Source organism: Methylophilus sp. 13 (genome assembly GCF_015354335.1).
Lineage (GTDB): Bacteria > Pseudomonadota > Gammaproteobacteria > Burkholderiales > Methylophilaceae > Methylophilus > Methylophilus glucosoxydans.
Window position 1 is genome coordinate 381,242 of sequence record NZ_JADKYR010000002.1, and the last position, 23,185, is coordinate 404,426.

The 23,185-nt window shown below is 51.3% G+C and carries 18 protein-coding genes and 1 tRNA gene; 5 read left to right on the forward strand and 14 right to left on the reverse strand.

The genetic code is table 11. From position 1 onward, the window contains the following. Positions 1-38 precede the first annotated feature (38 nt). The 13 genes from fabZ to INP77_RS06055 form a co-directional block, all read right to left on the reverse strand. On the reverse strand, positions 39-503 hold the full coding sequence (fabZ, locus tag INP77_RS05995) for a 3-hydroxyacyl-ACP dehydratase FabZ (RefSeq protein WP_194748091.1): 465 nt from the start codon (positions 501-503) through the stop codon (positions 39-41). An 8-nt stretch (positions 504-511) separates the two neighbouring features. After that, the gene (gene lpxD, locus INP77_RS06000; RefSeq protein WP_194748093.1) at positions 512-1,573 is read right to left on the reverse strand and encodes a UDP-3-O-(3-hydroxymyristoyl)glucosamine N-acyltransferase; all 1,062 of its coding nucleotides are present in this window, start codon (positions 1,571-1,573) and stop codon (positions 512-514) included. 88 nt (positions 1,574-1,661) lie between these two features. Next, a complete protein-coding gene (locus tag INP77_RS06005) occupies positions 1,662-2,162 on the reverse strand; it encodes an OmpH family outer membrane protein (RefSeq protein WP_194748095.1) in 501 nt (166 codons plus the stop codon). Between the two features lie 51 nt (positions 2,163-2,213). Continuing rightward, the gene (gene bamA / locus INP77_RS06010) at positions 2,214-4,484 is read right to left on the reverse strand and encodes an outer membrane protein assembly factor BamA (protein ID WP_194748462.1); all 2,271 of its coding nucleotides are present in this window, start codon (positions 4,482-4,484) and stop codon (positions 2,214-2,216) included. Positions 4,485-4,546: 62 nt separating this feature from the next. Continuing rightward, positions 4,547-5,911 (reverse strand): RIP metalloprotease RseP, encoded by a 1,365-nt coding sequence (rseP, locus tag INP77_RS06015; protein ID WP_194748097.1) that lies wholly within the window; start codon positions 5,909-5,911, stop codon positions 4,547-4,549. Further along, a complete protein-coding gene (ispC, locus tag INP77_RS06020) occupies positions 5,908-7,116 on the reverse strand; it encodes a 1-deoxy-D-xylulose-5-phosphate reductoisomerase (RefSeq protein WP_194748099.1) in 1,209 nt (402 codons plus the stop codon). Before ispC ends, rseP begins: the two co-directional genes overlap by 4 nt. 9 nt (positions 7,117-7,125) lie before the next feature. Then, the gene (locus tag INP77_RS06025) at positions 7,126-7,953 is read right to left on the reverse strand and encodes a phosphatidate cytidylyltransferase (RefSeq protein WP_194748101.1); all 828 of its coding nucleotides are present in this window, start codon (positions 7,951-7,953) and stop codon (positions 7,126-7,128) included. 19 nt (positions 7,954-7,972) lie between these two features. Next, on the reverse strand, positions 7,973-8,731 hold the full coding sequence (uppS, locus tag INP77_RS06030) for a polyprenyl diphosphate synthase (RefSeq protein WP_194748103.1): 759 nt from the start codon (positions 8,729-8,731) through the stop codon (positions 7,973-7,975). Positions 8,732-8,758: 27 nt separating this feature from the next. Continuing rightward, on the reverse strand, positions 8,759-9,316 hold the full coding sequence (frr, locus tag INP77_RS06035) for a ribosome recycling factor (RefSeq protein ID WP_194748105.1): 558 nt from the start codon (positions 9,314-9,316) through the stop codon (positions 8,759-8,761). A gap of 26 nt (positions 9,317-9,342) precedes the next feature. Then, on the reverse strand, positions 9,343-10,059 hold the full coding sequence (pyrH, locus tag INP77_RS06040; protein WP_194748107.1) for a UMP kinase: 717 nt from the start codon (positions 10,057-10,059) through the stop codon (positions 9,343-9,345). A gap of 214 nt (positions 10,060-10,273) precedes the next feature. Continuing rightward, complete coding sequence (gene tsf / locus INP77_RS06045; protein ID WP_194748109.1) at positions 10,274-11,149, reverse strand: translation elongation factor Ts; 876 nt, start codon at positions 11,147-11,149, stop codon at positions 10,274-10,276. A 184-nt stretch (positions 11,150-11,333) separates the two neighbouring features. After that, positions 11,334-12,077 carry a 30S ribosomal protein S2 gene (gene rpsB / locus INP77_RS06050; protein ID WP_194748110.1) on the reverse strand — a complete coding sequence of 248 codons (744 nt, stop codon included), beginning with the start codon at positions 12,075-12,077 and terminating at the stop codon, positions 11,334-11,336. 165 nt (positions 12,078-12,242) lie between these two features. Next, positions 12,243-12,318: transfer RNA gene (locus INP77_RS06055), tRNA-Arg, on the reverse strand. Between the two features lie 140 nt (positions 12,319-12,458). On the opposite strand from INP77_RS06055, the gene dhaL reads away from it, so the two are divergent. From dhaL to INP77_RS06070, 3 genes are all read left to right on the forward strand, one after another. Continuing rightward, a complete protein-coding gene (dhaL, locus tag INP77_RS06060; RefSeq protein ID WP_194748112.1) occupies positions 12,459-13,088 on the forward strand; it encodes a dihydroxyacetone kinase subunit DhaL in 630 nt (209 codons plus the stop codon). A 103-nt stretch (positions 13,089-13,191) separates the two neighbouring features. Continuing rightward, on the forward strand, positions 13,192-14,190 hold the full coding sequence (gene dhaK, locus INP77_RS06065; protein WP_194748114.1) for a dihydroxyacetone kinase subunit DhaK: 999 nt from the start codon (positions 13,192-13,194) through the stop codon (positions 14,188-14,190). A gap of 198 nt (positions 14,191-14,388) precedes the next feature. Further along, positions 14,389-16,458, forward strand: a complete 2,070-nt coding sequence (locus INP77_RS06070; protein WP_228518753.1) for a GGDEF domain-containing protein — start codon at positions 14,389-14,391, stop codon at positions 16,456-16,458. Positions 16,459-16,470: 12 nt separating this feature from the next. Here the strand turns inward: INP77_RS06070 and glnE are convergent, their stop codons facing one another. After that, entirely contained in the window at positions 16,471-19,209 is a 2,739-nt protein-coding gene (glnE, locus tag INP77_RS06075) for a bifunctional [glutamate--ammonia ligase]-adenylyl-L-tyrosine phosphorylase/[glutamate--ammonia-ligase] adenylyltransferase (protein ID WP_194748117.1), read from the reverse strand. A gap of 118 nt (positions 19,210-19,327) precedes the next feature. Here glnE and acs point away from each other — a divergent pair, with 118 nt between their 5' ends. Both acs and INP77_RS06085 read left to right on the forward strand, forming a co-directional pair. Next, positions 19,328-21,304, forward strand: a complete 1,977-nt coding sequence (gene acs / locus INP77_RS06080) for an acetate--CoA ligase (RefSeq protein WP_194748119.1) — start codon at positions 19,328-19,330, stop codon at positions 21,302-21,304. Positions 21,305-21,609: 305 nt separating this feature from the next. After that, entirely contained in the window at positions 21,610-23,184 is a 1,575-nt protein-coding gene (locus INP77_RS06085; RefSeq protein WP_194748120.1) for a peptide chain release factor 3, read from the forward strand. Position 23,185: the final 1 nt, after the last annotated feature.

Here is a 23,185-nt window from a genome sequence, read left to right on the forward strand (position 1 = left end):
TTCGCCTGCTACGCCCTCATGAGCGCAGTATCATATCGTTATTTTTCAATGGCTTTCAGGATACACATCATGTTGGCCTCGGCCACCACTTCGTCTCCTACTTTGGCCACGGCGACATATTTCCAGATACCCTTCAGGATACGGTCAATTTTGACATTGAGCACGATCTGATCACCTGGGGACACCGGCTTTTTAAAGCGCACATTGTCTATGCCAGCAAAATAATATACGGAGTCATTGGTCGGCTTGGTACCCATCGTTTTAAAAGACAGGATGGCTGCCGCCTGCGCCATGGCCTCAACAATCAAGACGCCAGGCATCACAGGGTGGTATGGAAAATGACCTGGAAAATAAGGCTCGTTGACCGAAACGTTTTTGACGGCGGTGATCTCTTTACCCAACTCCATAGACAGTACGCGGTCAACCAGCACAAACGGATAACGGTGCGGTAAATGTTCTAGTATCTCATGAATATCCATGCTATTCATTGGGTTCTCAGCCATAGTCTCTCTCAATCTTTTGAATGTCTCTGTATATTGCTAATTGCTTGCTCAAGCTGCTTGAGCTTGAGCTGATATTGTTCCAGATGCCGGATATTGGCCGCGGTCCGCAACCAGTCTGCATGTTTTTGGAATGGCATGAGCGCCGTATAAGTGCCTGCCTGCTGGATAGAGCGCATAATCATGGAACCAGGCGAGATGGTGACACCATCTGCAATCTGCAGATGGCCCAAAATCATGGCCGCGCCACCGATTTTGCAATGTTCACCGATCACTGCACTTCCTGCGATGCCCACGCAGCCAGCAATCACCGTATGCGCGCCAATGCGGACATTATGGGCGACCTGTATTAAATTGTCCAACTTCACACCGTCTGCAATCACAGTGTCATCCAAAGCGCCGCGATCGACTGTGGTATTTGCACCGATATCCACGTGATTTCCGATCACTACCCGGCCTATCTGCGGTATTTTAACCCATTCGCCCTGCGCTTCTGCGTAACCAAAGCCATCATTTCCAATAATACAGCCAGAAAACAAATGGCAATGGCTGCCAATCTGGCTGCCATGCTTGACCACCACACGCGGTTCCAGCACGGTATGCGCACCAATGCTTACATCGTCTTCGATCACGCAACCGGCACCAATTCTGACCCCTTCGCCCAGAACAACGCGGTCACCAATATAGACCTGCGCCTCAACGGTTAACTCGGACCCATGCTGCACCCCTTGCCCAAGCACGGCGGTTGCATGAATCTGGTTCTGGTAAGTACGCGGCGGATTCAATAGCGCGGACAGCCTTGCGAAGTAGGCATAAGGATTATCCGTCAGAATACACGGCAGAGCCGTTAAATGCTGATGCTCAGGCCGTAAAATGATGGCAGATGCCTGGGTGGCCTGTAAGGATTGCGTGTATTTGGTATCGTTAAAAAAAGCAATGCTGCCTGGCTGCGCCTGCGACAAGGAAGCCATGCGAGACACGGTCAGGGCGCTCGCATGTTGTGACTGCTCGCCTAGCCATAGCTCACCTCCCAGAGACGCAACAATCTCTTGTAATGTATAGTGTTGCGCCATAAAAAAACAACCCTAGAAAACAACTTTAGAAAAATAACTCGGAAACAACATGACTGAGCAGCGTACAACCCAAAGCCAGGCAAAATCTCTATTTTTTACCTAGCAATTTCAGCACTTTATCCGTGATATCAATACGCTTGCTGGCATAAGCAACTCCACTGTAGGCGACTAGATCATAGCCTTCGTTCTCAGCCACAGTCTGCACCGCTTTATTGATACGTTCTTGCAACAAGGCCAGCTCTTCATTTTTGCGCAAATTAATATCTTCACGCAATTCACGCTGCTTGCTCTGAAATTCAAGGCGTGAATTGTTCAATTGACGCTCTTTCAGGCGGCGATCTGACTCAGTCAAATTTGAACGATCATGATCGAGCTGCGTTTCCAACTCACGAATCTGTTTTTGCAGCTTATCAAGCTCGAGTGAGCGCGGACTAAACTCTTTTTCAAGCTTTTTACCCGTCTCGGCGGTTTGCGGTGCCTCTTGCAGAAGCTTGTCCACCTGTACATACCCGACTTTGTAATAATCGGCGGCTTGTGCATGTGCACAAGACAATACAATCGCTAGCACGCTAAACCAGATGCTTCTCATGAGAGTCCTCCTTTCCGCGCCAGCATGATGAGTGATTTGACACAGCATGCGTTAGAACTGCTGTCCAAACTGGAATTGCAGCACTTGTGTGTTGTCATAACTTTTACTATTCAAAGGCTTGGCCAGTACCAATTTCAACGGTCCAAATGGCGACACCCAGGTCACGCCTGCACCGGTTGAGAAACGCAAATATTCCGAGTTAATCGGATCATCTTGCCCGTAAACTCCCCCCGCATCCAAGAACACACTCAGACGGAACTGACTAGACTGGGTGACGAACGGCACTGGCATAAACAATTCCGCATTGCCTAAAACCTCTTTGGTGCCGCCCAGCGCATACGTTGAACCTGACGTTGGGTTTATACCTCTAGGGCCTAATGAAGAGTTCACAAAACCGCGGACACTGTTTACACCACCCAGATAAAAGTTTTTAAAGAAAGGATAGTTTTTACCACCATAACTGTTCGCATAGCCAACTTGCCCGTTTAGCATGAAGGTAAAGTTATCATTTAACTCTTTATACCAGGCATGCTGGTAAGTGGTTTTGTAATACTGCAGATTGAGCCCCGGCACACTGACCTCGCCAGAGAGTCTTTGTAACACACCGCGGTGCGGGAAAAGAATGCTGTCTCTGGAGTCAAAGGTCCAGCTGGCATTGGCCACTAAGGAGTTGCTGTCACAGCCACTGGTATTACCGCAGAAGTTAATGTATTGGATCGGACTGCTGCTACTCAAGCTGACATTGGTAAAGTCTAGCGTCAGCCCGGCATTGACAAAGTCCCTTTCTGACAGCGGCATACCAAAGTTAACACCCACGCCATAAGAACGGCTGCTATAGGTACCCACATTTAACAAACTACTATTGGTATTACCAGTGTTGACGTCACGCCGGTAAATATCAAAACCACGACTGATCCCGTCTGGGGTGAAGTATGGGTTGGTATAGGATAACGAGTAGGTTTTATTGTAGTTACTGGTATTAACCACCAACGCGACACGGTTACCGGTGCCGAGGAAGTTCGGCTGGTTGACGTTGAAGCCCAGAATCACGCCACTGCTACTGGACAAACCAGCACCGAACTGGACACTACCGGTGGCCTTTTCTGCAACCGTCACGTTCATATCGACCTGATCATTGATGCCAGGGACAGAAGGCGTCTCCAGCTCGACCGTGTCAAAGAAGTTCAAGCGCTGGATACGCTCTTTTGAACGCTTGATTTTATCGCCTGCATACCAGGCAGACTCCAGTTGACGCATCTCGCGTCTGACCACCGCGTCACGCGTACGTGTGTTCCCTTGTACGTTAATCCGTCTGACATAAACTTTACGGCCGGGATCAACAAAGAAGGTAAATGCAACAGTATGCTCTTGCTTGTTGATCTCGGGCACAGCGTTGACATTAGCAAAGGCATAGCCTTCTTCGCCCAGCTTGTCATTAATGTTTTTGCTGGCGTCGGTGACTTTTTGGCGATTGAATACTTCGCCATCCTGAATATTAATCAGTTTGCGCAGATCGTCTTCTGGCAGCAATGTCTCGCCAGCCAGCTTGGTTTTGCTGATATTGTATTTATCACCCTCGGTGATATTGATGGTGATATACACGTCCCGCTTGTCTGGCGAAATGGAAACTTGCGTGGAATCAATCGCAAACTCCAGATAGCCCTGGTTCATGTAAAACGAACGTAAGGCTTCCAGGTCCGCCGTCAGCTTTTGCTTGGAATACTGGTCATCCTTGTTCCACCAGCTCATCCAGTTTGGAGTCGTCAGTTGAAAGTTGGCACGCAAGTCCTGCGTGGTAAACAAATGATTACCCACGATATTAATATCGCGGATTTTGGCTGCAGGGCCTTCGGTAATCTCAAAGCGGATAGCGACGCGGTTACGCTCCAGCGGACTTGCCGTGGCTTTAACCTCTGCGCTGTACTTGCCTTGCGACAGATACTGGCGCTTGATTTCCTGTTCTGCGCGATCTAACTGGGCTTTATCAAAAATCTGCCCTTCGGCAATGCCGATCTGCTTCAGGCCCTCTTTGATTTTGTCCGTTTGAAACGATTTGTTTCCGCTAAAATCAATTTGTGAGATAGAGGGACGCTCCTGAACGGTGACAACCAGGACATCGCCTTCATTTTCAATACGCACATCCTTGAAAAATCCGGTGGCATAGAGGGATTTAATCGCTTGCGCAGCTTTTTCATCACTCATGACATCGCCCACCTGCATGGGCAGATAGTTAAATACAGTCCCAGCCTCGGTGCGTTGCAAACCTTCAACGCGGATATCTGAAATGACAAACGGTTCTGTGGCGTAAGCGCTGAAATGCATCACCCCAGCTAACAAACCCAACCACAATTTGGAACTTGATTTTATTCTCATTAACTATGCTTTCAACCAATCAGGTAGCGATTAATGTCGTTAAAAAAAGCAATTAACATTAACGCGCCCAATATACCCAAACCCAGTCGCTGACCAATCGCCAGCACACGTTCAGGTAACGGTTCTCCTCGTATCAACTCCGCCATATGATACAACAAATGACCGCCATCCAATACTGGAATCGGTAGCAGATTCATGACGGCAATACTGATACTGAGCAAAGCAATAAAGCCGATGTAAGGTTTAATGCCCATATCGGCCGACTCACCAGCCGCATCGGCAATACTGACCGGGCCACTGATCGCCTTGAGTGATGCCTGACCCGTGACCATTTTTCCCAGCATTTTGAGGGTGAAGGCAATGGTCTCCTGCATTTTTTCCAACGCCCGGCCCGCCGCCTGCATCAGACTAAAGTGCCTGACCACTTGATAAGGCGTCAAATCCACTGCTGCCATATCCACAGCCGCCCCCAGACGGCCAATTTTCTGACCACCTTGCAGAGTCAGTTCTGGCAAAAGTTTGACTTCATAGGATCTTTCAGCCCGCTGGTATTCCAGCTTTAGCGCTTGCTCGGGACTCGCACGGACCAGTTTGACGAATTGCTGCCAGTCTGCAATCGGCTTTTGATTCACCTTGAGGATACGATCCCCAGGCTGCAAGCCACTTTTCTCAGCCACCGAGCCAGGCAAGACTTCCCCAATCACTGCTGGCACCGTCGGCATCAATACGGCCAATCCCACTTTCTGCATCACCTCGCCATCTGGCTCGCCCGCTAACTGTTGCAGCGGCAACTGATGCTGATGCAGCTCGCCTTGCGGGGTTTTAGTCACGACACGCAGGCTATGGTGTGCCATCCATTGATCCAGCATTTGCCACTGCACCTCTTGCCATGTCGCCACCGCTTGACCATCCAGCGATACAATCAGATCGCCTTGGCGCAGTTTGGCGGCCGCAGCCAATGAGCCAGGCTCGACCGGACCAATCAAGGGTTTTAGGCCAGTCTCGCCTTGCGCAATCAATCCCCAATAACACACGAATGCCAGGAGCAGATTGGCCAGCGGGCCGGCAAATACGATCCACATTTTGGCCGCAATGGACTGACGATCAAAGGCCTGCGACCAATCCACATCGGGACGAGAAGGCATTTCAGTCGCTTCACGGCTATCCAGCATTTTGACGTAGCCGCCGAGCGGGATCCAGGAAAGCACCCATTCTGTGGCCTGGGGATGGGCTTGAAACTTGAAAATCGGCCGACCGAAGCCGATGGAAAATTTCAGGACACGCACGCCACAACTGCGGGCGGCCAAATAGTGGCCAAACTCATGGATAGTCACCAGCACGCCTATGGCGACAATAAAAGCCCAGACCGAAGTCATACACTCGCCACCTTGCGCAAGGGGCTGACCGCCTGCGCAGCCAGCGCATGCTCGACAAACTGTCTGGCTTGCTGATCAACCGCCAGCAATTGCTCAATAGAGCTGACTGTTTCGACCGGCAGCGATTGCAAGGTACGTTCTATCAGGCATGGAATATCCAGATAATGGATTTTTTCCTGCAAAAAGGCAGCGACCGCCACTTCGTTGGCGGCATTCAGGATTGCTGGCGCCGTGCCGGCTGCAGCCAAGGCCTCATAAGCCAGACGCAAACAGGGGAAACGTTGCGTATCAGGCGCCTCGAACTCCAGCTTGGCGACGTCAATCAAACTCAAGGGTTTGACCCCAGAGGCAATTCGGTCTGGATAGCCCAAGCCATAGGCAATTGGCGTACGCATGTCTGGATTACCCAGTTGCGCCAGAATGCTGCCATCCACATAAGAGACCATAGAGTGAATCACACTTTGTGGATGCACAACGACTTCTATCTGATCTGGACGCGCATCAAACAACCAGCGCGCCTCAATCACTTCCAGCCCCTTGTTCATCAAGGTTGAGGAGTCTATCGTAATTTTTGCACCCATCACCCAGTTCGGGTGCTTGAGCGCCAAGGCAGGCGTCACTTCCTGCAATTGTGTCTGTGTATACCCGCGGAACGGGCCGCCTGACGCGGTGAGAATAATCTGATTCACACCGACATCTGCCAGCGCTTGATAGCTCTGACGCGGCATGGCCTGAAAGATCGCGTTATGCTCGCTGTCAATCGGCAACAAAGTGGCCTGACCTTGCGTGACAGCATCCATAAACAATTGGCCAGCCATCACCAGGGTTTCTTTATTTGCCAGCAGGATTTTCTTACCCGCACGCGCCGCGGCCAAGGCAGGCAACAATCCGGCAGCCCCGACCACGGCCGCCATCACGATGCTGACGTCTTCATGCGCAGCGACTTCACTCAAACCATCTACGCCAGACAATACCTCCACCGGCAGTTGCTCGGCAGCCAGGCATTGTTTTAGTTGTCGCGCGGCTTCCGCATCCTGCATCACAGCAAATCTTGGCCGGTATTGGGCACACTGTTGCAACATGAGGTCGACCCGACTGTGTGCTGCCAGCGCGAACACGCCATAGCGCTCAGGATGCTGGGCAATCACATCCAGCGTCTGCTGACCGATGGTGCCAGTGCTGCCTAGTATGGTGACGTATTGCAAATCAACCTCTTAAAATGAATGAGCTTGCGCGCAGAAGTGAAACCAGAACAGCAGACACAGCCCGACCGGCAACGCTGGCACAACGCCATCGACCCGATCCAGCAAGCCGCCATGCCCAGGCAAAAACTGTCCACTATCCTTGAGGTTGGCTCGGCGCTTGAAAAATGACTCAAACAAATCGCCATAAATACCCACCACCGTCACCAGCCACAAGCCTGGGAAAATCCAGCCTGTAGCCACCCAGCCGCTGCCATACAAAATCCCCGCATAGCCTGTGACGGCGATTAACGCCCCAAGCACGCCTTCCCAGGTTTTGCCTGGACTGATGGCTGGCGCCAGTTTGTGACGGCCAAATTGTTTACCCGCAAAATAAGCCGCACTGTCAGCCAGCCAAATGGTGGAAATAATCACCAGCAGCACATAGGGATTCACCGCTTTTGCGACAACCAACGCCATCCATAACGACAGCATCAGTCCGGCACCCACCCATGCATTCACAAAGGCACTGTTAAAAAAAATATTGAAGTACAAGGCCACTGGCACAATCAATAGCCAGAATAGGCTGGCAAGTGCAAAGACCTGTAACGATTGATAAAAAAACCAGTGAAAGCCCAAGTTAAGCAGACCAAACAACAGGATTACGCCTGCCAGACTAGAAATTGCCAGATACAGCGCGGTTTGCACACGATTAAACTGCAAAAAGCCAGACCATTCACGCAGGCAGACTAGCGACAACCCCAACATAATCAGGGCCCAAGCCAGCAATGGCAGCAAAAATAAGGCTGGCAAAAACAATCCCAGCAAGATAACCGCAGTCACAATTCTTGTTTTTAGCATATCCTTGCTTTTAGTCTCTCTAGGCGTCGCTACCATCAACCAGTTGCTCACTGGTGCGGCCAAAGCGGCGTTCACGTTGACGGTATGAAGAGAGTGCGGCTTCAAAGGCGTCATCATCAAAATCGGGCCACAAGGTGGGCGTAAAGTACAATTCCGTGTAAGCCAACTGCCAGAGTAAAAAATTACTGATGCGGGTTTCACCACCAGTGCGGATAAACAAATCCGGCTCTGGCGCATATGGCATGGAAAGGTAAGGCAGCAGATCACACTCCTCGATCTGCTTGAGGTCGGGCCGTGTCTGCATTAACTGGTTCATGGCATTGACCACATCCCAGCGCCCACCGTAATTGACAGCAATCGTCAACACCAGTCCGGTATTGGCAGCCGTTTTCGCTTCGGCCTCGATCATTTTTTGCTGTAATGCCGCGTTAAAGGCACTACGATCACCAATCAGTTTCAGGATCACGTTGGCATCATGCAGTTTCTTGACTTCGCGGTCCAGGGCCTCCAGAAACAGGCTCATCAAAAAAGTCACTTCCTCCTGCGGGCGGCGCCAGTTTTCACTGCTAAACGCAAACAGGGTGAGGTAGTTGATTTGCAGCCGGACACAGGCCTTGACCATGGCGCGCACAGATTCCAGGCCACGTTGATGCCCGGCGACACGGGGCAAAAAACGTTTTTTGGCCCAGCGCCCATTGCCATCCATAATGACGGCGACGTGCTGGGGCACTTCCTGAACAGGCGGGACTTCTTTGGTAGAGCTGGAGAAAAAACCCAAAACAGTTTCCGTTCGCGCAAATGGCTGTTAAACAGCCATCAGGTCCGCTTCTTTTTGTTGCAGAATTTTATCGACTTCCGCCACAGCTTTGTCTGTCATTTTTTGCACTTCCTCTTGTGCGCGGCGCTCATCATCTTCAGAAATGGCTTTGTCTTTAATCAGTTTTTTCAGAGCATCGTTTGCATCACGGCGCACATTACGGATCGCCACTTTGGCGCCCTCGCCTTCCTGACGCACAATTTTGGCGAGGTCGCGGCGACGCTCTTCGGTCAACATAGGCATAGGTACGCGAATCAAATCACCATTGGTGGCCGGGTTCAGGCCTAAATCACAGTCTCTAATCGCTTTTTCAACTTTGGCAATCATGTTTTTCTCATAGGGCTGCACATTCAAGGTACGTGCATCACCCAAATTGACATTCGCAACTTGATTGACTGCCACCATAGAGCCGTAATACTCCACCATCACATGATCCAGCAAGCCGGTGTGTGCACGGCCAGTACGGATTTTTGCCAGATCCACTTTCAGGGATTCCAGCGATTTATGCATTTTCTGCTCGGCAGATTTTTTAATGTCTTCAACCATTTGATTCTCCAATCGACACGCGGGGCTTAAGCCATCACGCGTGTACCTTCATTTTCACCCAGAATGACACGCTTCAACGCGCCTTCTTTAAAGATACTGAATACCGCAATCGGCATTTTCTGATCTCGGCACAGCGTAAATGCAGTTGCATCCATCACTTTGAGGTTTTTATTGATCGCCTCGTCGTAGGTCACCATATCATAACGGGTCGCTGTCGGATCTTTTTTCGGATCTGCCGTGTAAATGCCATCGACCTTGGTCGCCTTCAATACAATTTCGGCATCAATCTCAACGCCGCGCAAAGCAGCTGCCGTGTCCGTGGTAAAAAACGGATTCCCGGTACCCGCGCCAAAAATCACCACCTTACCTTCTTCCAGGTAACGAATGGCTTTACCGCGGATATAAGGCTCAGCGACCGCCTCAATATTCAATGCACTCTGCACACGTGCTGGCAAGCCTGCGTGCTTCATGGCATCCTGCAAGGCCATCGCGTTCATCACCGTGGCCAGCATACCCATGTAATCCGCAGTTGCCCGGTCCATACCCTCTGCGGCAGGGGCAACACCGCGAAAAATATTGCCACCGCCGATGACTATGCCTACCTGTACGCCCATACTGACGATTTCTTTGACTTGCGCAACAATAGCCGTCACTGTTTCGCGATTAATGCCATATGCGTCATCGCCCATCAGCGCTTCACCTGATAACTTGAGTAATATGCGCTTGAAAACAGGTTGTGCCATAATTATTTTCCCAAACTCAAAAATGTGCCTATTTAATCACAAAAACGTCATTTTTTGGATGTTGCAGGCGCAATTAGAAATAAAACTAGTGATTCGCGGTAAAACCACAAGGCTGATCCATAAAAACCAAAATTCAGCCATAAAACAAAATTCAGCCATAAAAAAAGTGGAATCCTAAGATTCCACTTTTTGTGAGACGCTACTAGCCAGTCAATTAGACTTTTGCAGCAGCAGCCACTTCAGCCGCGTAATCGACTACGGCTTTTTCAATGCCTTCACCCACGATGTACATGCTGAAAGAAGCCACGCTTGCCCCTTTGGATTTCAGCAATTGCTCAATGCTCAGCTTGTCATCTTTCACAAAGGCCTGGCTCAGCAAAGTCACTTCTTTCAAGAACTTCTGCACCGTACCTTCTGCAATTTTTTCCAGCATGGCTTCTGGCTTGCCAGCTTCTTTGGCTTTTTCGATAGCCACACGACGCTCGGCTTCAATCAGCGCAGCATCCACACCACTGGCATCCAGCGATTTTGGTTTGGCTGCAGCAATATGCATTGCAATGTCTTTACCCAGCGCTTCGTCACCACCCACCAGATCAACCAGCACACCAATTTTGCTACCATGCACATAGCTGAACAATTGGCCTTGTGCTTGTGTACGCACAAAACGACGTGGGGTGATGTTTTCGCCAATTTTACCAACCAGTTGCGCACGCACAGACTCCGCTGTTTCGCCACGCAATGGTAAAGCCCCTACCGCGTCAATGTCAGCAGGATTGTTTTCGTTCACAGTTTGTGCCAAGTCGCTTACAAACTTGAGGAATTCTTCGTTCTTGGCGCAGAAGTCAGTTTCAGAGTTCACTTCGATCAGTGTACCCAGTTTGCCATCAGCGGTAATGCTGATGCCTACGGTGCCTTCTGCAGCCACACGACCAGCCGCTTTGCTTGCCTTGTTACCAAAGCGTACACGCAGAATTTCTTCCGCACGAGCCATATCGCCTTCAGCTTCTGTCAAAGCCTTTTTACAGTCCATCATTGGGGCATCGGTGCGCTCACGTAAGTCTTTCACCATGCTTGCGGTAATTTCAGCCATTTATTTGCTCCTTTTATTCAACGACCTGAGCGGCCGCCATCAATATTCTTTTCACTATACAGAGACTGTGTGACAGCCAGATTGCGCCAGACACCAGCGCATTTACGTGCCCATTCTGTCAGCCTATGCAACAGAAGACACAATAGAAAAAGGGGCGATGCGCCCCTTTTCATGCCACCGGGAATTACTCAGCCACTGCCTCAGCAGGTGCAGCTTCTTCCTGTGCAGCCTTCACGATTTCAGAAATCGCGTTTGCACGACCTTCCAACACGGCATCAGCCATGCCACGTGCGTACAAGCGGATTGCGCGTGAAGAGTCATCGTTACCAGGGATGACATAAGTGATGCCATCTGGTGAGTTGTTGGTATCCACGATACCAATCACTGGAATACCCAGTTTACGTGCTTCAGTAATCGCGCCGCTTTCATGACCAACGTCGATCACAAAAATCGCATCTGGCAAGCCACCCATCTCTTTAATACCACCGATGGAACGCTCCAGCTTTTCGATTTCACGCTTGATGCCCAAAGCTTCTTTTTTACCGAACTTGTCGATGCTGCCATCAATCATCATGGCTTCAAAGTCTTGCAAACGCTTGATAGATTGCTTCACGGTTTTGAAGTTGGTCAGCATACCACCCAACCAGCGATGGTTCACATACGAACAACCAGCGCGCTGTGCTTCTTCTTTCACGATATCGCGGGCTTGACGCTTGGTGCCCACAAACAGAATACGGCCCTTGTTTGCTGCCAAAGTGCGCACATATTTCTGTGCTTCTTCAAACAGTGGCAGGGTTTTTTCCAGGTTAACAATATGAATTTTGTTACGATCGCCAAAAATGAACTCTGCCATTTTCGGGTTCCAGTAACGAGTTTGGTGACCAAAGTGAACACCGGCCTCCAACATTTGACGCATAGTCACGGACATGATTTTATCTTTCCATTCAAAGGGTTATTCATAAACTTGCAATCAAAAACACCGTATTTAACGGCACCCAATGTGATTGCAAGCAAGTGTTTGACAAAAAAGTCAATCCAAAATTATAGCGCTTAATCCGAATACTATCAAGCACTTAAGCATTTCCAGCTAAGCTGGCGTCCCCGTCAGGACTCGAACCTGAAACTAGCCCTTAGGAGGGGCTGGTGATATCCTGTTTCACCACGAGGACAGCGGCGCTATTTTAAACGCTTGTCTGCAAAACGACCACCCTGTTATTCAAAATCGCTGACGCCTCCCTCAGCCAGCTTGCCGAGCCCGATGGCTGTGAGTAACATGCACCTACAAACTTTCTAACTGACAGACAGAGATATGGATACTAACTCTATCAATCGTTATGCCTCGGCGATACGCGAGGCAATTGTTGCGCATGAAGCGGATATCGAATGCCTGGACCGCGAAATAGGCGATGGCGACCACTACATTAATATGAAGCGTGGCTGTGAAGCGATTGCAGGACTGGCAAACGAACTCAATGGCCTAGACGCATCTGATGCCCTGAATAAAATTGGCATGAAATTACTGAGCACCATAGGCGGGGCATCTGGGCCGTTATTTGCAAGCTTTTTTATGGCCATGGGCAAATCGCTTAAAACCAGTGAAGCAATCAGCATCAACCACCTTGCCGCCGCATTTGACGCTGGTGTACAAGCCATTATGCAACGGGGCAAAGCCCAGACCGGTGAAAAAACCATGCTGGATGTGCTGGTCCCCGTCGCCCAGACCTTTAAACACATGGCAGAACAAGGCCACACCCGCCCGGAAATTGCAGCCGCCCTGAAAAAGACAGCCAGTGAAGGTCTTGAGTCCACGCGCAATATGCTGGCCACCAAAGGTCGCGCGGCTGGATTGGGTGAGCGCGCCATTGGTCATCTCGATGCGGGGGCAAAAAGCTGCCAGGTCATGATTCATGCAGTATGCGATCTCGTGCTTGCCGGTTAAGGGCATTGCAGATCAAGTTTGCCCCACTCACCCCTCTACGCGGCGCACTGGGTATCAGGCTTAGCTTAGCCAGCTGTGCACGGTTTTAATCACGGAGCGAAAAATGAAAAAATTTTTAAATCAGGTTGACCAGATGCTGACTGAAAGTCTGACTGGCTTTGCCACTGCACATCGCGAGCTGGTGCAAGTGCAATTTGAGCCGACCTTTGTCAGCCGCAAACAAAAAGCACAAAACAAGGTCGTGCTGATTTCCGGTGGCGGTTCAGGCCATGAACCTTTGCACGCGGGCTATGTGGGCAAAGGCATGCTGGATGCCGCCTGTCCAGGCCAGGTATTCACCTCACCTACCCCAGATCAGATGCTGGCGGCAGCCGAAGCGGTGCATGCGGATAAAGGCGTCCTGTTTATCGTGAAAAACTACGCCGGGGATGTCATGAATTTTGAAATGGCGGCTGAAATGCTGCCGTTTGAGCATGCCACGGTGCTGACCTCGGATGACTGTGCCGTCGTCAATAGCACCTATACCTCAGGTCGCCGCGGCGTGGCAGGCACCGTCATTGTCGAAAAATGCGTCGGTAGCCTGGCGGAAAGCGGCGCTGACCTCGCTGCCTGCAAGGCGCTTGGCGATAAAATCAATCTACGCACTTCCAGCATAGGCGTCGCCCTGACCAGCTGCACGGTTCCTGCGGCAGGGAGACCCACCTTCGATATCACTGAAGCTGAAATTGAAATGGGGGTAGGCATCCATGGTGAACCAGGTCGCCGCCGTGAAGCCATGCATGCAGCAGACGCCATCGTCACGGACATGGTCGCCGCGATTGTGCATGATATTGAAGCCAAGCAACTGCCTGGTGCGGGCGATATCCTGCTTTTGGTGAATGGCCTGGGCGCGACACCGCTAATGGAGTTATACCTGATTTATCACGCAGCCGCAGAACAGCTGACCGCCAAAGGTTATCAAGTCACCCGCAGTCTGGTTGGCAACTACACCACCGCCATTGACATGGCAGGCGCCTCAATCACGGTTTGCCTGCTGGATCAGGAAATCCTAAAGCACTGGGACAGCCCAGTGCATACCGCTGGCTTGCGCTGGGGCTGCTAACACGATTAGCTACCTTAAACGCTGACCATAGTCAGTCCGCTCACAGGCAGCAAAGGCACCTGCATTAATTTATTTTAAATCGCCACTTTCTCTCACATTATGATTGCTTCCTGCTTGCGGCAGGTGTATGTTAATCCAAGGGATGCAAATCCACTGTTCATATCAGTGTGGACATAACAATAAACAAAAGCAGTATATTTGAGTGATGATGCATGGCAGCAACAAACCTGTGGCAGACTTCCTGAATTCAGATTCAGTCTCGGCTTCATTTTTCTGCAAATCAGACTGGACCGCCTGATGAAGCGCCTGCTCAACCACAAACAATCGCTGACGCTGGATGTCATGTTGCAAATGGCGATCAGGGTCAGCATCGTCATCGTCGCGGTCAGTGCGCTCACTTACTGGCACATCTACAAAACGCTGGTGGCCTCCACCATTGATGGCCTAGAACATTACATTCAGGAACGCGGCCAGCGTGAAAGTGCCATTTTCAAGTTGGCCGAGTCCAATCACCAGATTTTCAGGGCCACCTTTCTCGCGCACTGGCAACAAGATTTTTTCTACAATGACCGCTTCTTCTGGCAAGTCTTCCAGCGCATGCCAGACCACACCATACACCTGCAAAAAAAAGCCTACGATGGCTTTTATAATCAATCCGGCCTGATCAGCAAAGACGTCACCGCATATATCGGCGCCAAGGCCCCGATTGCCAATAAGGATTTCAGGAAGAAATTACTTCTGTCGTATGTCATGGTCGATCACTTTGGCACGTCGTGGACCAAGCAGTTTGCCAACCTGTATGTCTCCATGCCAGAAAATGTCAATATTGTGTACTGGCCAGGCATGCGTTGGGCTGACAACGCCAGTAGCAAACTGGATGTTCTCACTGAAGAGTGGGTTTACATCACCACCCGGCAGCGCAATCCTGAGCGCAAGAGTGTCTGGACTGGCCTCTACTTTGACCCGACCGCCAATGAATGGATGGTGTCACTGGAGACCCCTATTGATATCACTGAGACAAACACGCTGAATGTGGGGCATGACATTTTGCTCAATGCCCTGTTTGACCGCGTGTTTAATGACCATCTGTCAGGGACCTACAATTTTATCTTCCGCGAAGATGGGCGCTTGATTGCGCACCCGGCCAAAGAGACAGAAATGAACCGTACACGGGGCATGCTGATGATCCCTGACCTCAAAGACGGGCATTTGAGCCAGCAGTTTCAGGTGCTGACTCAATCCATCAAAAACAGGCAGCAGGCTTATTTTATTGTTGAGGATGATGACGCATTTCTGGCAGCCACACAAATAGAAGGCCCTGGCTGGTGGTTTGTCACGGTCTACCCAAAATCTTTATTGTCTGCACCGTCCATGAGTGCCGCCAGGTTTATCCTGATTGTCAGTGTACTGGCATTGGTGATAGAGCTGATCATGCTGTATCTGGTGATGAAGAAAAAAGTCATTCAACCGCTGGAGACGTTTATGGCGGCCTCCAGCGCCATTGAAGCACAGCAGTATGAAAAAATCACCAACCATACCCTACCCTTGCCCTTTAAGTTGCAAAACGAGATTGGCAAGCTGGCGAGGATGTTCAAAAGCATGTCTGGCAGCTTGCAACAATACCGCAATGAGATGCAACGCCTGAACCATTCGCTGGAAGATCAAGTAAAAATCAGAACCCGGGCGTTGCAGCAGGCAAAAGACAAAGCAGAAAAAGAGGCTACCATAGACAGCCTGACGCAAATCCCCAACCGCCACTCTTTTTATAACCGTGCCAAAGCCATACTGCAACAAGCAGACCATACCGGTGCACCACTGTGCTTCCTGATGCTGGATATTGATTTCTTTAAAGTGATCAATGACTCTTACGGCCATCCGCAAGGCGACCAGGTGCTGATTGCCTGTTCACGGACGATTGAAAATGCCATCCGCGACAAGGACTTGCTAGGTAGACTGGGCGGTGAGGAGTTTGCCGTGGTCTTACCCGCCACAACAGCCGAAGAAGCGCGCGTGATTGCTGAACGCATCCGTACCTCGATCGCAGAGTTACGCTTTTTTACCCCACAGGGCGGCCATGAATTCAGCACGACGATCAGCATAGGTATTTCGTGCGCGAATGAAACGATTTATGCCTATGAATTGCTTTATAAGCATGCCGACCTGGCCCTTTATCAGGCCAAGCAAACCGGACGTAACCGGGTGATTTGCTACAACAGTCAATGGCAACCACCCGTCACAGACGCGCAAGCCTGGAATGCAGGCGAATAAAGCGTTTGTCAGTCAGACCTGGCCCAGCAACTGCTGCCCCAGTAACTGCTGCCAAAGTGCCTTGACCACGGTTCTCTGCGGTAACAATTCCGTATCCTCAACGATGGCTTCTTGCCCTTGCAATTTGGTGTGATGGATCAGTCTCCGGTATTCCCGGTAGGCTGTCGCCACCGCTTCCGCCATGGTTGCGGAGTCAATCAGCCCCAATTCGGCACAACGCTCCAGCAAGCCGATATTGCCAATATTTTCGGCCAGGCCGGGATGCTTAGCCCCGTGCAATAACACCAGATATTGCACCATAAACTCGACATCAATAATGCCGCCTGACCCTTGCTTGAGATCAAAGCGGCCAAGCTTGGACTTGTGGGCTTCGCGCATTTTCTCGCGCATGTGCACAATATCTTGCTTGAGCGCAGTTGCATCTCGCGGCTGCACGATGATCTCACGGCGGATCTGTTCAAAGGCCGCGCCGATGTGTTCCAAGCCCGCCACAAAACGTGCACGCGTCAGTGCCTGATGCTCCCATACCCAGGCTTTATGATGCTGATACTCCCTGAACGCGGCCACCGTACTGACCAGCAAACCACTATTGCCATCTGGGCGTAACTGCAAGTCGGTCTCATACAGCAAGCCGGCATTGGTCAGCGTGTTAAACCAGGTATTCAGGCGCTGAGCAAAGCGCGCATAGACCTCCGGGGCCTGCTCCGCGTCATCTTCATATAGAAAAATAATATCCAGATCCGAGAGATAGCCTAATTCTTTGCCGCCCAGCTTGCCGTAGCCGATCACGGCGAACTGGGGCGTATCGCGGTGTTTGATCGCCAGGTTTTGCCACACGGTCTGTAAACTGACCTGCAAGATCACGTCGGCCAGTGCGCTCAAGTCGTCCGAAATCGCCTCCAGCGACAACGCTGTCATCACATCCTGTGCCGCAATTTTAAGCACGCTGGCATGCTTGAAATGTCGCATCGCATCCATTTGCGCTTCCATATCGCCGTGCAAGGCTTGCATCTGGCTTAGCAGCTCGGTTTTCAATTGGGCTGCATCCAGTCGCTTGAACAAGGTCTGCTTATTGAGCAACTCATCCAGCAAAATGGGGTGGGCAGAGACATACTGTGCAATCCAAGGGCTGGCGGCACACAGTTTGACGATCAGCGACAGGGCATCAGGAAACTCTGCCAACAAGGCCAGATAGCTGGCACGGCGGCAAATACTTTCCAGCAAGTCCAGCGTACGAATGAGTGCGGTATCCGGCGAGGTACTCTGTTGCTGTGCAGCTTCCCGCAACAGTAAGGGCATCAGTTGATCCAGCCGGCGACGGCTTTGTTCGGGCAATTGCTGGATGCGTTGGCTCGCCCGCGTCTGCTGCAACAAATGCACGATATCGCTGCCACGCGTATAGCCTTGCGCAGCCAGCCATTGCTCACTGTCAGCGGCACTCAGCGTCCCTTGCCAAACAGCCGTTTCCTGTTGTAAATCCTGTTGCTGTTCGTCCTTAAAGGTTTCATCAAAAAAACGTTGTATGCGGTCTCTATGCAAATTGAGTTCGACTATAAAACTGGACCAGTCCGGCTGCTTGAGCATCTGCAGCAAGTAACCACGGTAGGTCTCAGACTCAGGCAAATCCTGGGTTTGCTGATCGTCGATGTACATGAGTCTATGCTCTAGGTTGCGCAGATAGACGTAACTTTGCTTGAGCGCAGAGACTTCGTCTGCGGGCAACATGCCGCGCATCGCCAAACAATCGAGCACCGCCAGCGTCGGCTTGATTTGCAAATCCGGCACTTGACCACCACGGATCAGCTGGAACAACTGCGCGATAAACTCGACCTCGCGGATGCCGCCCCGCCCCAGCTTGATATTGTCCGAGAGCTTGCGCTGCAGCACATCGCGCTGAATTTGCAGCTTGAGGTCGCGCATGGAGGCATAAGCGTTAAAATCCAGATATTTGCGGAACACAAACGGCTTGATCAGCCTGGTCAGTGCAGCGTCTGGCCCATGGACAACCCGGCCTTTAATCCAGGCGTAACGCTCCCACTCCCGCCCATAATTCTGGTAGTAATCCTCCAGCGCATCGAGGTTGCAAACCAGTGCGCCTTCCGAGCCAAACGGGCGCAAGCGCATATCCACGCGAAAGACAAAGCCTTCCGCCCTGACTTCATCCAGCGCCACAATGACCTTTTTACCCAGTCGCGTAAAAAAGTCCTGGTTACTGATGGACTTTTCTCCATTGGTGTTCCCTTCTTCTTCATAGGCAAAAATCAGGTCTATATCAGAGGAGACATTCAATTCACGCCCGCCCAGCTTGCCCATGCCGACCACGATCAGTTGCTGCGGCGCGCCCTTGGCTGAGCAAGGCTGACCATAGATATCAGCCAGGCGGGCGTGGTAGAAGGTGATAGCCGCAGCAATTGCCGACTCGGCCAGCGCGCTTGTGGTTTCCACCACCTCGGCAAAATCCGCCAGACCATTCAGGTCACGCACGATCAAATGTGCCATCAAGCGCTGCCTGATCAAGCGGATTTGTTGCAGAAAAACAGATTCTTCACTATTTTTTTCAATTAAAAACAGATCTTTGACATCTTGAGTCTTATATGTCTTATATAAGTTATCTAACAGATCAGTTACAAAATCTGGATGTTTTGTAACGAATCTGGCAAAAAAGGGGCTACAAGCAGCCGCATGCAGCAAATAGGCGGCCTCTGTAGACGCGACCTGCTTTTCTGTTAGAATTTGGGCAAGCTGTTGCATGGGCTGTGGCTCTAGTAACGGGATGTGTGCTCGGAGAGTTTGTCAATCAGAACCAAAATAATAACACCTGAGGTTCGCTCACACTTTCATTTTTTGACATTGATTTTTGGGGGACGCTATGTCTATCGAATCTGTACTTCATGAACACCGCGTATTCGCGCCGGGCAAAGAGTTTTCAAGCCAGGCCGCGATCGGCAGCATGGAGGAATACCAACGCCTGTGCCAGGAAGCGGCACAGGATTACGAAGGATTCTGGGCCAAACTGGCTCGCGAGCTATTAATCTGGCACAAACCGTTTACCAAGACACTCAATCAGGACCATGCCCCCTTCTACAAATGGTTTGAAGATGGCGAGTTAAATGTGTCCGCCAACTGCCTGGACAAGCACCTGCAAACCATCCCCAACAAAACCGCCATTATTTTTGAGGCGGATAACGGCGATGTGCGCAGTGTGAGCTACAAAGAACTCTACCACCAGGTCTGCCAGTTTGCGAATGGCCTCAAGTCACTCAAGCTGGTCAAGGGTGACCGCGTCATTATCTATCTGCCCATGGGCATTGAAGCCGTGGTCGCCATGCAGGCCTGTGCCCGTCTGGGCATTATTCACTCGGTGGTGTTTGGCGGCTTTTCTGCCAAAAGCCTCAATGAGCGGATTATCGATGCTGGCGCGGTGGCGGTGATTACCTCAGACGGCCAATACCGTGGCGGTAAAACGCTGCCGCTCAAACAAGCAGTCGACGAAGGCATTGCCATGGGCGGCTGTGACAGCATCCGCCATATGGTGGTGTTCAAGAAAACCGGCATGGACGTCGCCTGGGATAGCACCTGTGTCTGGTGGCATGACCTGATTGCAGGCCAAGCCGATACTTGTGAGCCGGTGATGGTCGACGCAGAACATCCGTTGTTCCTGCTCTACACCTCAGGTTCGACCGGTAAACCCAAAGGCGTACAACATAGCTCGGCGGGCTATCTGCTGCACGCGATGAACACCATGCGCTGGACCTTTGATATTAAGCCCAACGATATTTACTGGTGTACGGCCGATGTGGGCTGGATCACCGGTCACAGCTATGTCGCTTACGGCCCGCTTGCCGTGGGGGCGACCCAGATTGTGTTTGAAGGTATTCCGACCTATCCGAATGCAGGGCGTTTCTGGGAAATGATTCAGCGCCACAAAGTCAGCGTGTTCTACACCGCGCCTACCGCGATCCGCTCCCTGATCAAAGCCGGTGAAACCGACTTTACCACGCACCCCAACCATTTCGATTTAGCCAGCCTGCGTTTGCTGGGCACCGTCGGCGAGCCTATCAACCCCGAAGCCTGGATGTGGTACTACGAACAAGTGGGCGGCAATCGCTGCCCGATTGTCGATACCTTCTGGCAAACCGAAACCGGCGGCCATGTGATAACCCCGCTACCAGGCGCGACTCCCTTGGTGCCAGGTTCCTGCACCCTGCCCTTCCCTGGCATTGATATCGACGTCGTAGATGAAACCGGCAAAGCCATTGCCTGGGGCAATGGCGGTCTACTGGTGATCAAAAAGCCGTGGCCCTCCATGATCCGCACCATTTACAACGATCCCGAGCGTTACAAAGCCAGCTATTTCCCGACCGAACTGGGTGGCAACCTGTACTTGGCTGGGGATGGCGCCGTGCGTGACGCCGACACCGGTAATTTCACCATCATGGGCCGCATTGATGACGTATTGAACGTGTCGGGCCACCGCCTGGGTACCATGGAAATCGAGTCTGCGCTGGTCGCCAACCATTTGGTCGCCGAGTCTGCCGTGGTCGGCAAACCACATCCGATCAAAGGTGAGTCTGTGGTGGCTTACGTCGTACTGAAAGGCAAGCGCCCAGAAGGCGAAGAAGCCAAGAAGATCGTGGCCGAATTGCGTGACTGGGTCGGTAAAGAAATTGGCCCGATTGCCAAGCCGGATGAAATCCGCTTTGGCGACAACCTGCCCAAGACGCGTTCGGGCAAAATCATGCGCCGCTTGTTGCGTAGCCTGGCCAAGGGTGAGGAAATCACTTCTGATATTTCGACCCTGGATAACCCGGCCATCCTCGAACAGTTGAAACAGGCCGTCAATTAACCCTCTGCTGCCGATGGAAGGGTTAATTATTCTGATTATTTTCGCAGCGGTGGCGATCTTCCTCATGCGAAAATAATCCGGCTAAGTGTTTGATTAGCCAACCCAGATTTTATATCTGGGCGGCAGACCTACTTGAATGTCAACTTGCGCAGTTCGCGTCTTTTCTGCTTAATTTTTTTGGCAATAGAATGACTATTGCCAAAAAAATTGCACAAAAACCCATCAAACTGCACGTCGTTGCCTTTTCAAGTCCCAATATAAAATCTGGGTTAAAATAGCGCTTTTTTCCAAAGCGCTATTTTTTCATGTCCAGTCTGCAGCAAGAAGTTGAACGCCGCCGTACCTTTGCCATTATTTCGCACCCGGATGCGGGTAAAACCACCCTCACTGAAAAACTGCTGTGGTTTGGTGGCGCGATTCAGGTCGCAGGTGAAGTGCGTGGTCGTAAAGCCGCCCGTCATGCCACCTCGGACTGGATGGAACTGGAAAAACAACGCGGCATTTCCGTTACCTCATCTGTGATGCAGTTTCCCTATCGTGAACACATGGTGAATTTGCTGGATACCCCCGGCCACGATGACTTCTCCGAAGATACTTACCGCACCCTGACCGCCGTGGACTCGGCCGTCATGGTCATTGACTCGGTCAATGGCGTCGAAGCGCAAACCATCAAGCTGCTCAATGTCTGCCGCATGCGCGACACGCCCATCATTACCTTTATCAACAAGCTGGACCGTGAAAGCCGCGCACCGATAGAGTTACTTGATGAAATCGAGACCACCTTGGGGATGGAATGCGCGCCCATGACCTGGCCGATTGGCATGGGCAAGACCTTCCGCGGCGTCTACAGCCTGGTGAATGACAGCATCCTGTTCTTTGATCCCCGTGCTGAAAAAGGGACTTCTGAAACGATTCAAGGCCTGGATAATCCACGTCTGGACGAGCTGATTGGTTACCAGGCGCAAGAATTGCGCGTTGATATTGAGCTGGTCCGCGGTGCTTCCAACGAATTCAACAAAGAGCGCTATTTGAGCGGCAAGCAAACGCCAGTGTTTTTTGGCTCCGCGGTGAACAACTTTGGCGTGCAATCCTTGCTGGATGCAGTGGTAGATTTATCGCCACCGCCACAGGCACGCAACACGGCGACACGCGCAGTCGCCGCCAACGAAGACAAGTTTGCCGGCTTTGTCTTCAAAATTCAGGCCAATATGGATCCCAAACACCGTGACCGCATTGCCTTCTTGCGCGTGTGCTCTGGCCGCTTTGAACGCGGCATGAAAATCAAGCAAGTCGCCACTGGCAAGATGCTCAACGTTAACAACGCCATCACCTTTATGGCGCAAGACCGCACCATCATGGATGAAGCCTATTCTGGTGACATTATTGGTATTCCCAACCACGGCACCATCAAACTGGGCGATACCTTTACCGAAAATGAGGCTCTCAAGTTCATTGGCATTCCGTCATTTGCGCCTGAATTTTTCCGGCGTGCACGGATTAAAAATCCGATGAAAATGAAGCAGTTACAAATCGGCCTCAAACAGTTATCCGAAGAAGGCGCGGCGCAATTATTCCGTCCGCTGCTGTCGAATGACCTGATTTTGGGCGCAGTGGGGATGCTGCAGTTTGACGTGGTGGCACACCGTCTGGAGCATGAATACGGCGTCGATATGGTATTTGAGCCCTATGACTGCTATACCGCGCGCTGGCTCAAAGGCTCGGATGCAGACTTGAAAGCCATTACAGATAAATATGGCTTTAACGTGGGCCTGGATAGCGCGGATGATTATGTCTACCTGGCACCCAACCGCGTCAACCTGCAAATGGCGCAGGAACGCTACCCGGATATCCAGTTTATGGAAACGCGCGAAATCGCCTAGC

What these genes read in the sequence shown, in the direction of transcription:
- rseP (WP_194748097.1), bottom strand. Translation starts at nt 5,911, where the DNA reads ATGACTTCGGTCTGGGCTTTTATTGTCGCCATAGGCGTGCTGGTGACT.
- INP77_RS06025 (WP_194748101.1), bottom strand. Translation starts at nt 7,953, where the DNA reads ATGCTAAAAACAAGAATTGTGACTGCGGTTATCTTGCTGGGATTGTTT.
- lpxD (WP_194748093.1), bottom strand. Translation starts at nt 1,573, where the DNA reads ATGGCGCAACACTATACATTACAAGAGATTGTTGCGTCTCTGGGAGGT.
- INP77_RS06085 (WP_194748120.1), top strand. Translation starts at nt 21,610, where the DNA reads ATGTCCAGTCTGCAGCAAGAAGTTGAACGCCGCCGTACCTTTGCCATT.
- tsf (WP_194748109.1), bottom strand. Translation starts at nt 11,149, where the DNA reads ATGGCTGAAATTACCGCAAGCATGGTGAAAGACTTACGTGAGCGCACC.
- pyrH (WP_194748107.1), bottom strand. Translation starts at nt 10,059, where the DNA reads ATGGCACAACCTGTTTTCAAGCGCATATTACTCAAGTTATCAGGTGAA.
- bamA (WP_194748462.1), bottom strand. Translation starts at nt 4,484, where the DNA reads ATGCATTTCAGCGCTTACGCCACAGAACCGTTTGTCATTTCAGATATC.
- acs (WP_194748119.1), top strand. Translation starts at nt 19,328, where the DNA reads ATGTCTATCGAATCTGTACTTCATGAACACCGCGTATTCGCGCCGGGC.
- INP77_RS06005 (WP_194748095.1), bottom strand. Translation starts at nt 2,162, where the DNA reads ATGAGAAGCATCTGGTTTAGCGTGCTAGCGATTGTATTGTCTTGTGCA.
- dhaL (WP_194748112.1), top strand. Translation starts at nt 12,459, where the DNA reads ATGGATACTAACTCTATCAATCGTTATGCCTCGGCGATACGCGAGGCA.
- fabZ (WP_194748091.1), bottom strand. Translation starts at nt 503, where the DNA reads ATGGCTGAGAACCCAATGAATAGCATGGATATTCATGAGATACTAGAA.
- frr (WP_194748105.1), bottom strand. Translation starts at nt 9,316, where the DNA reads ATGGTTGAAGACATTAAAAAATCTGCCGAGCAGAAAATGCATAAATCG.
- glnE (WP_194748117.1), bottom strand. Translation starts at nt 19,209, where the DNA reads ATGCAACAGCTTGCCCAAATTCTAACAGAAAAGCAGGTCGCGTCTACA.
- rpsB (WP_194748110.1), bottom strand. Translation starts at nt 12,077, where the DNA reads ATGTCCGTGACTATGCGTCAAATGTTGGAGGCCGGTGTTCACTTTGGT.
- dhaK (WP_194748114.1), top strand. Translation starts at nt 13,192, where the DNA reads ATGAAAAAATTTTTAAATCAGGTTGACCAGATGCTGACTGAAAGTCTG.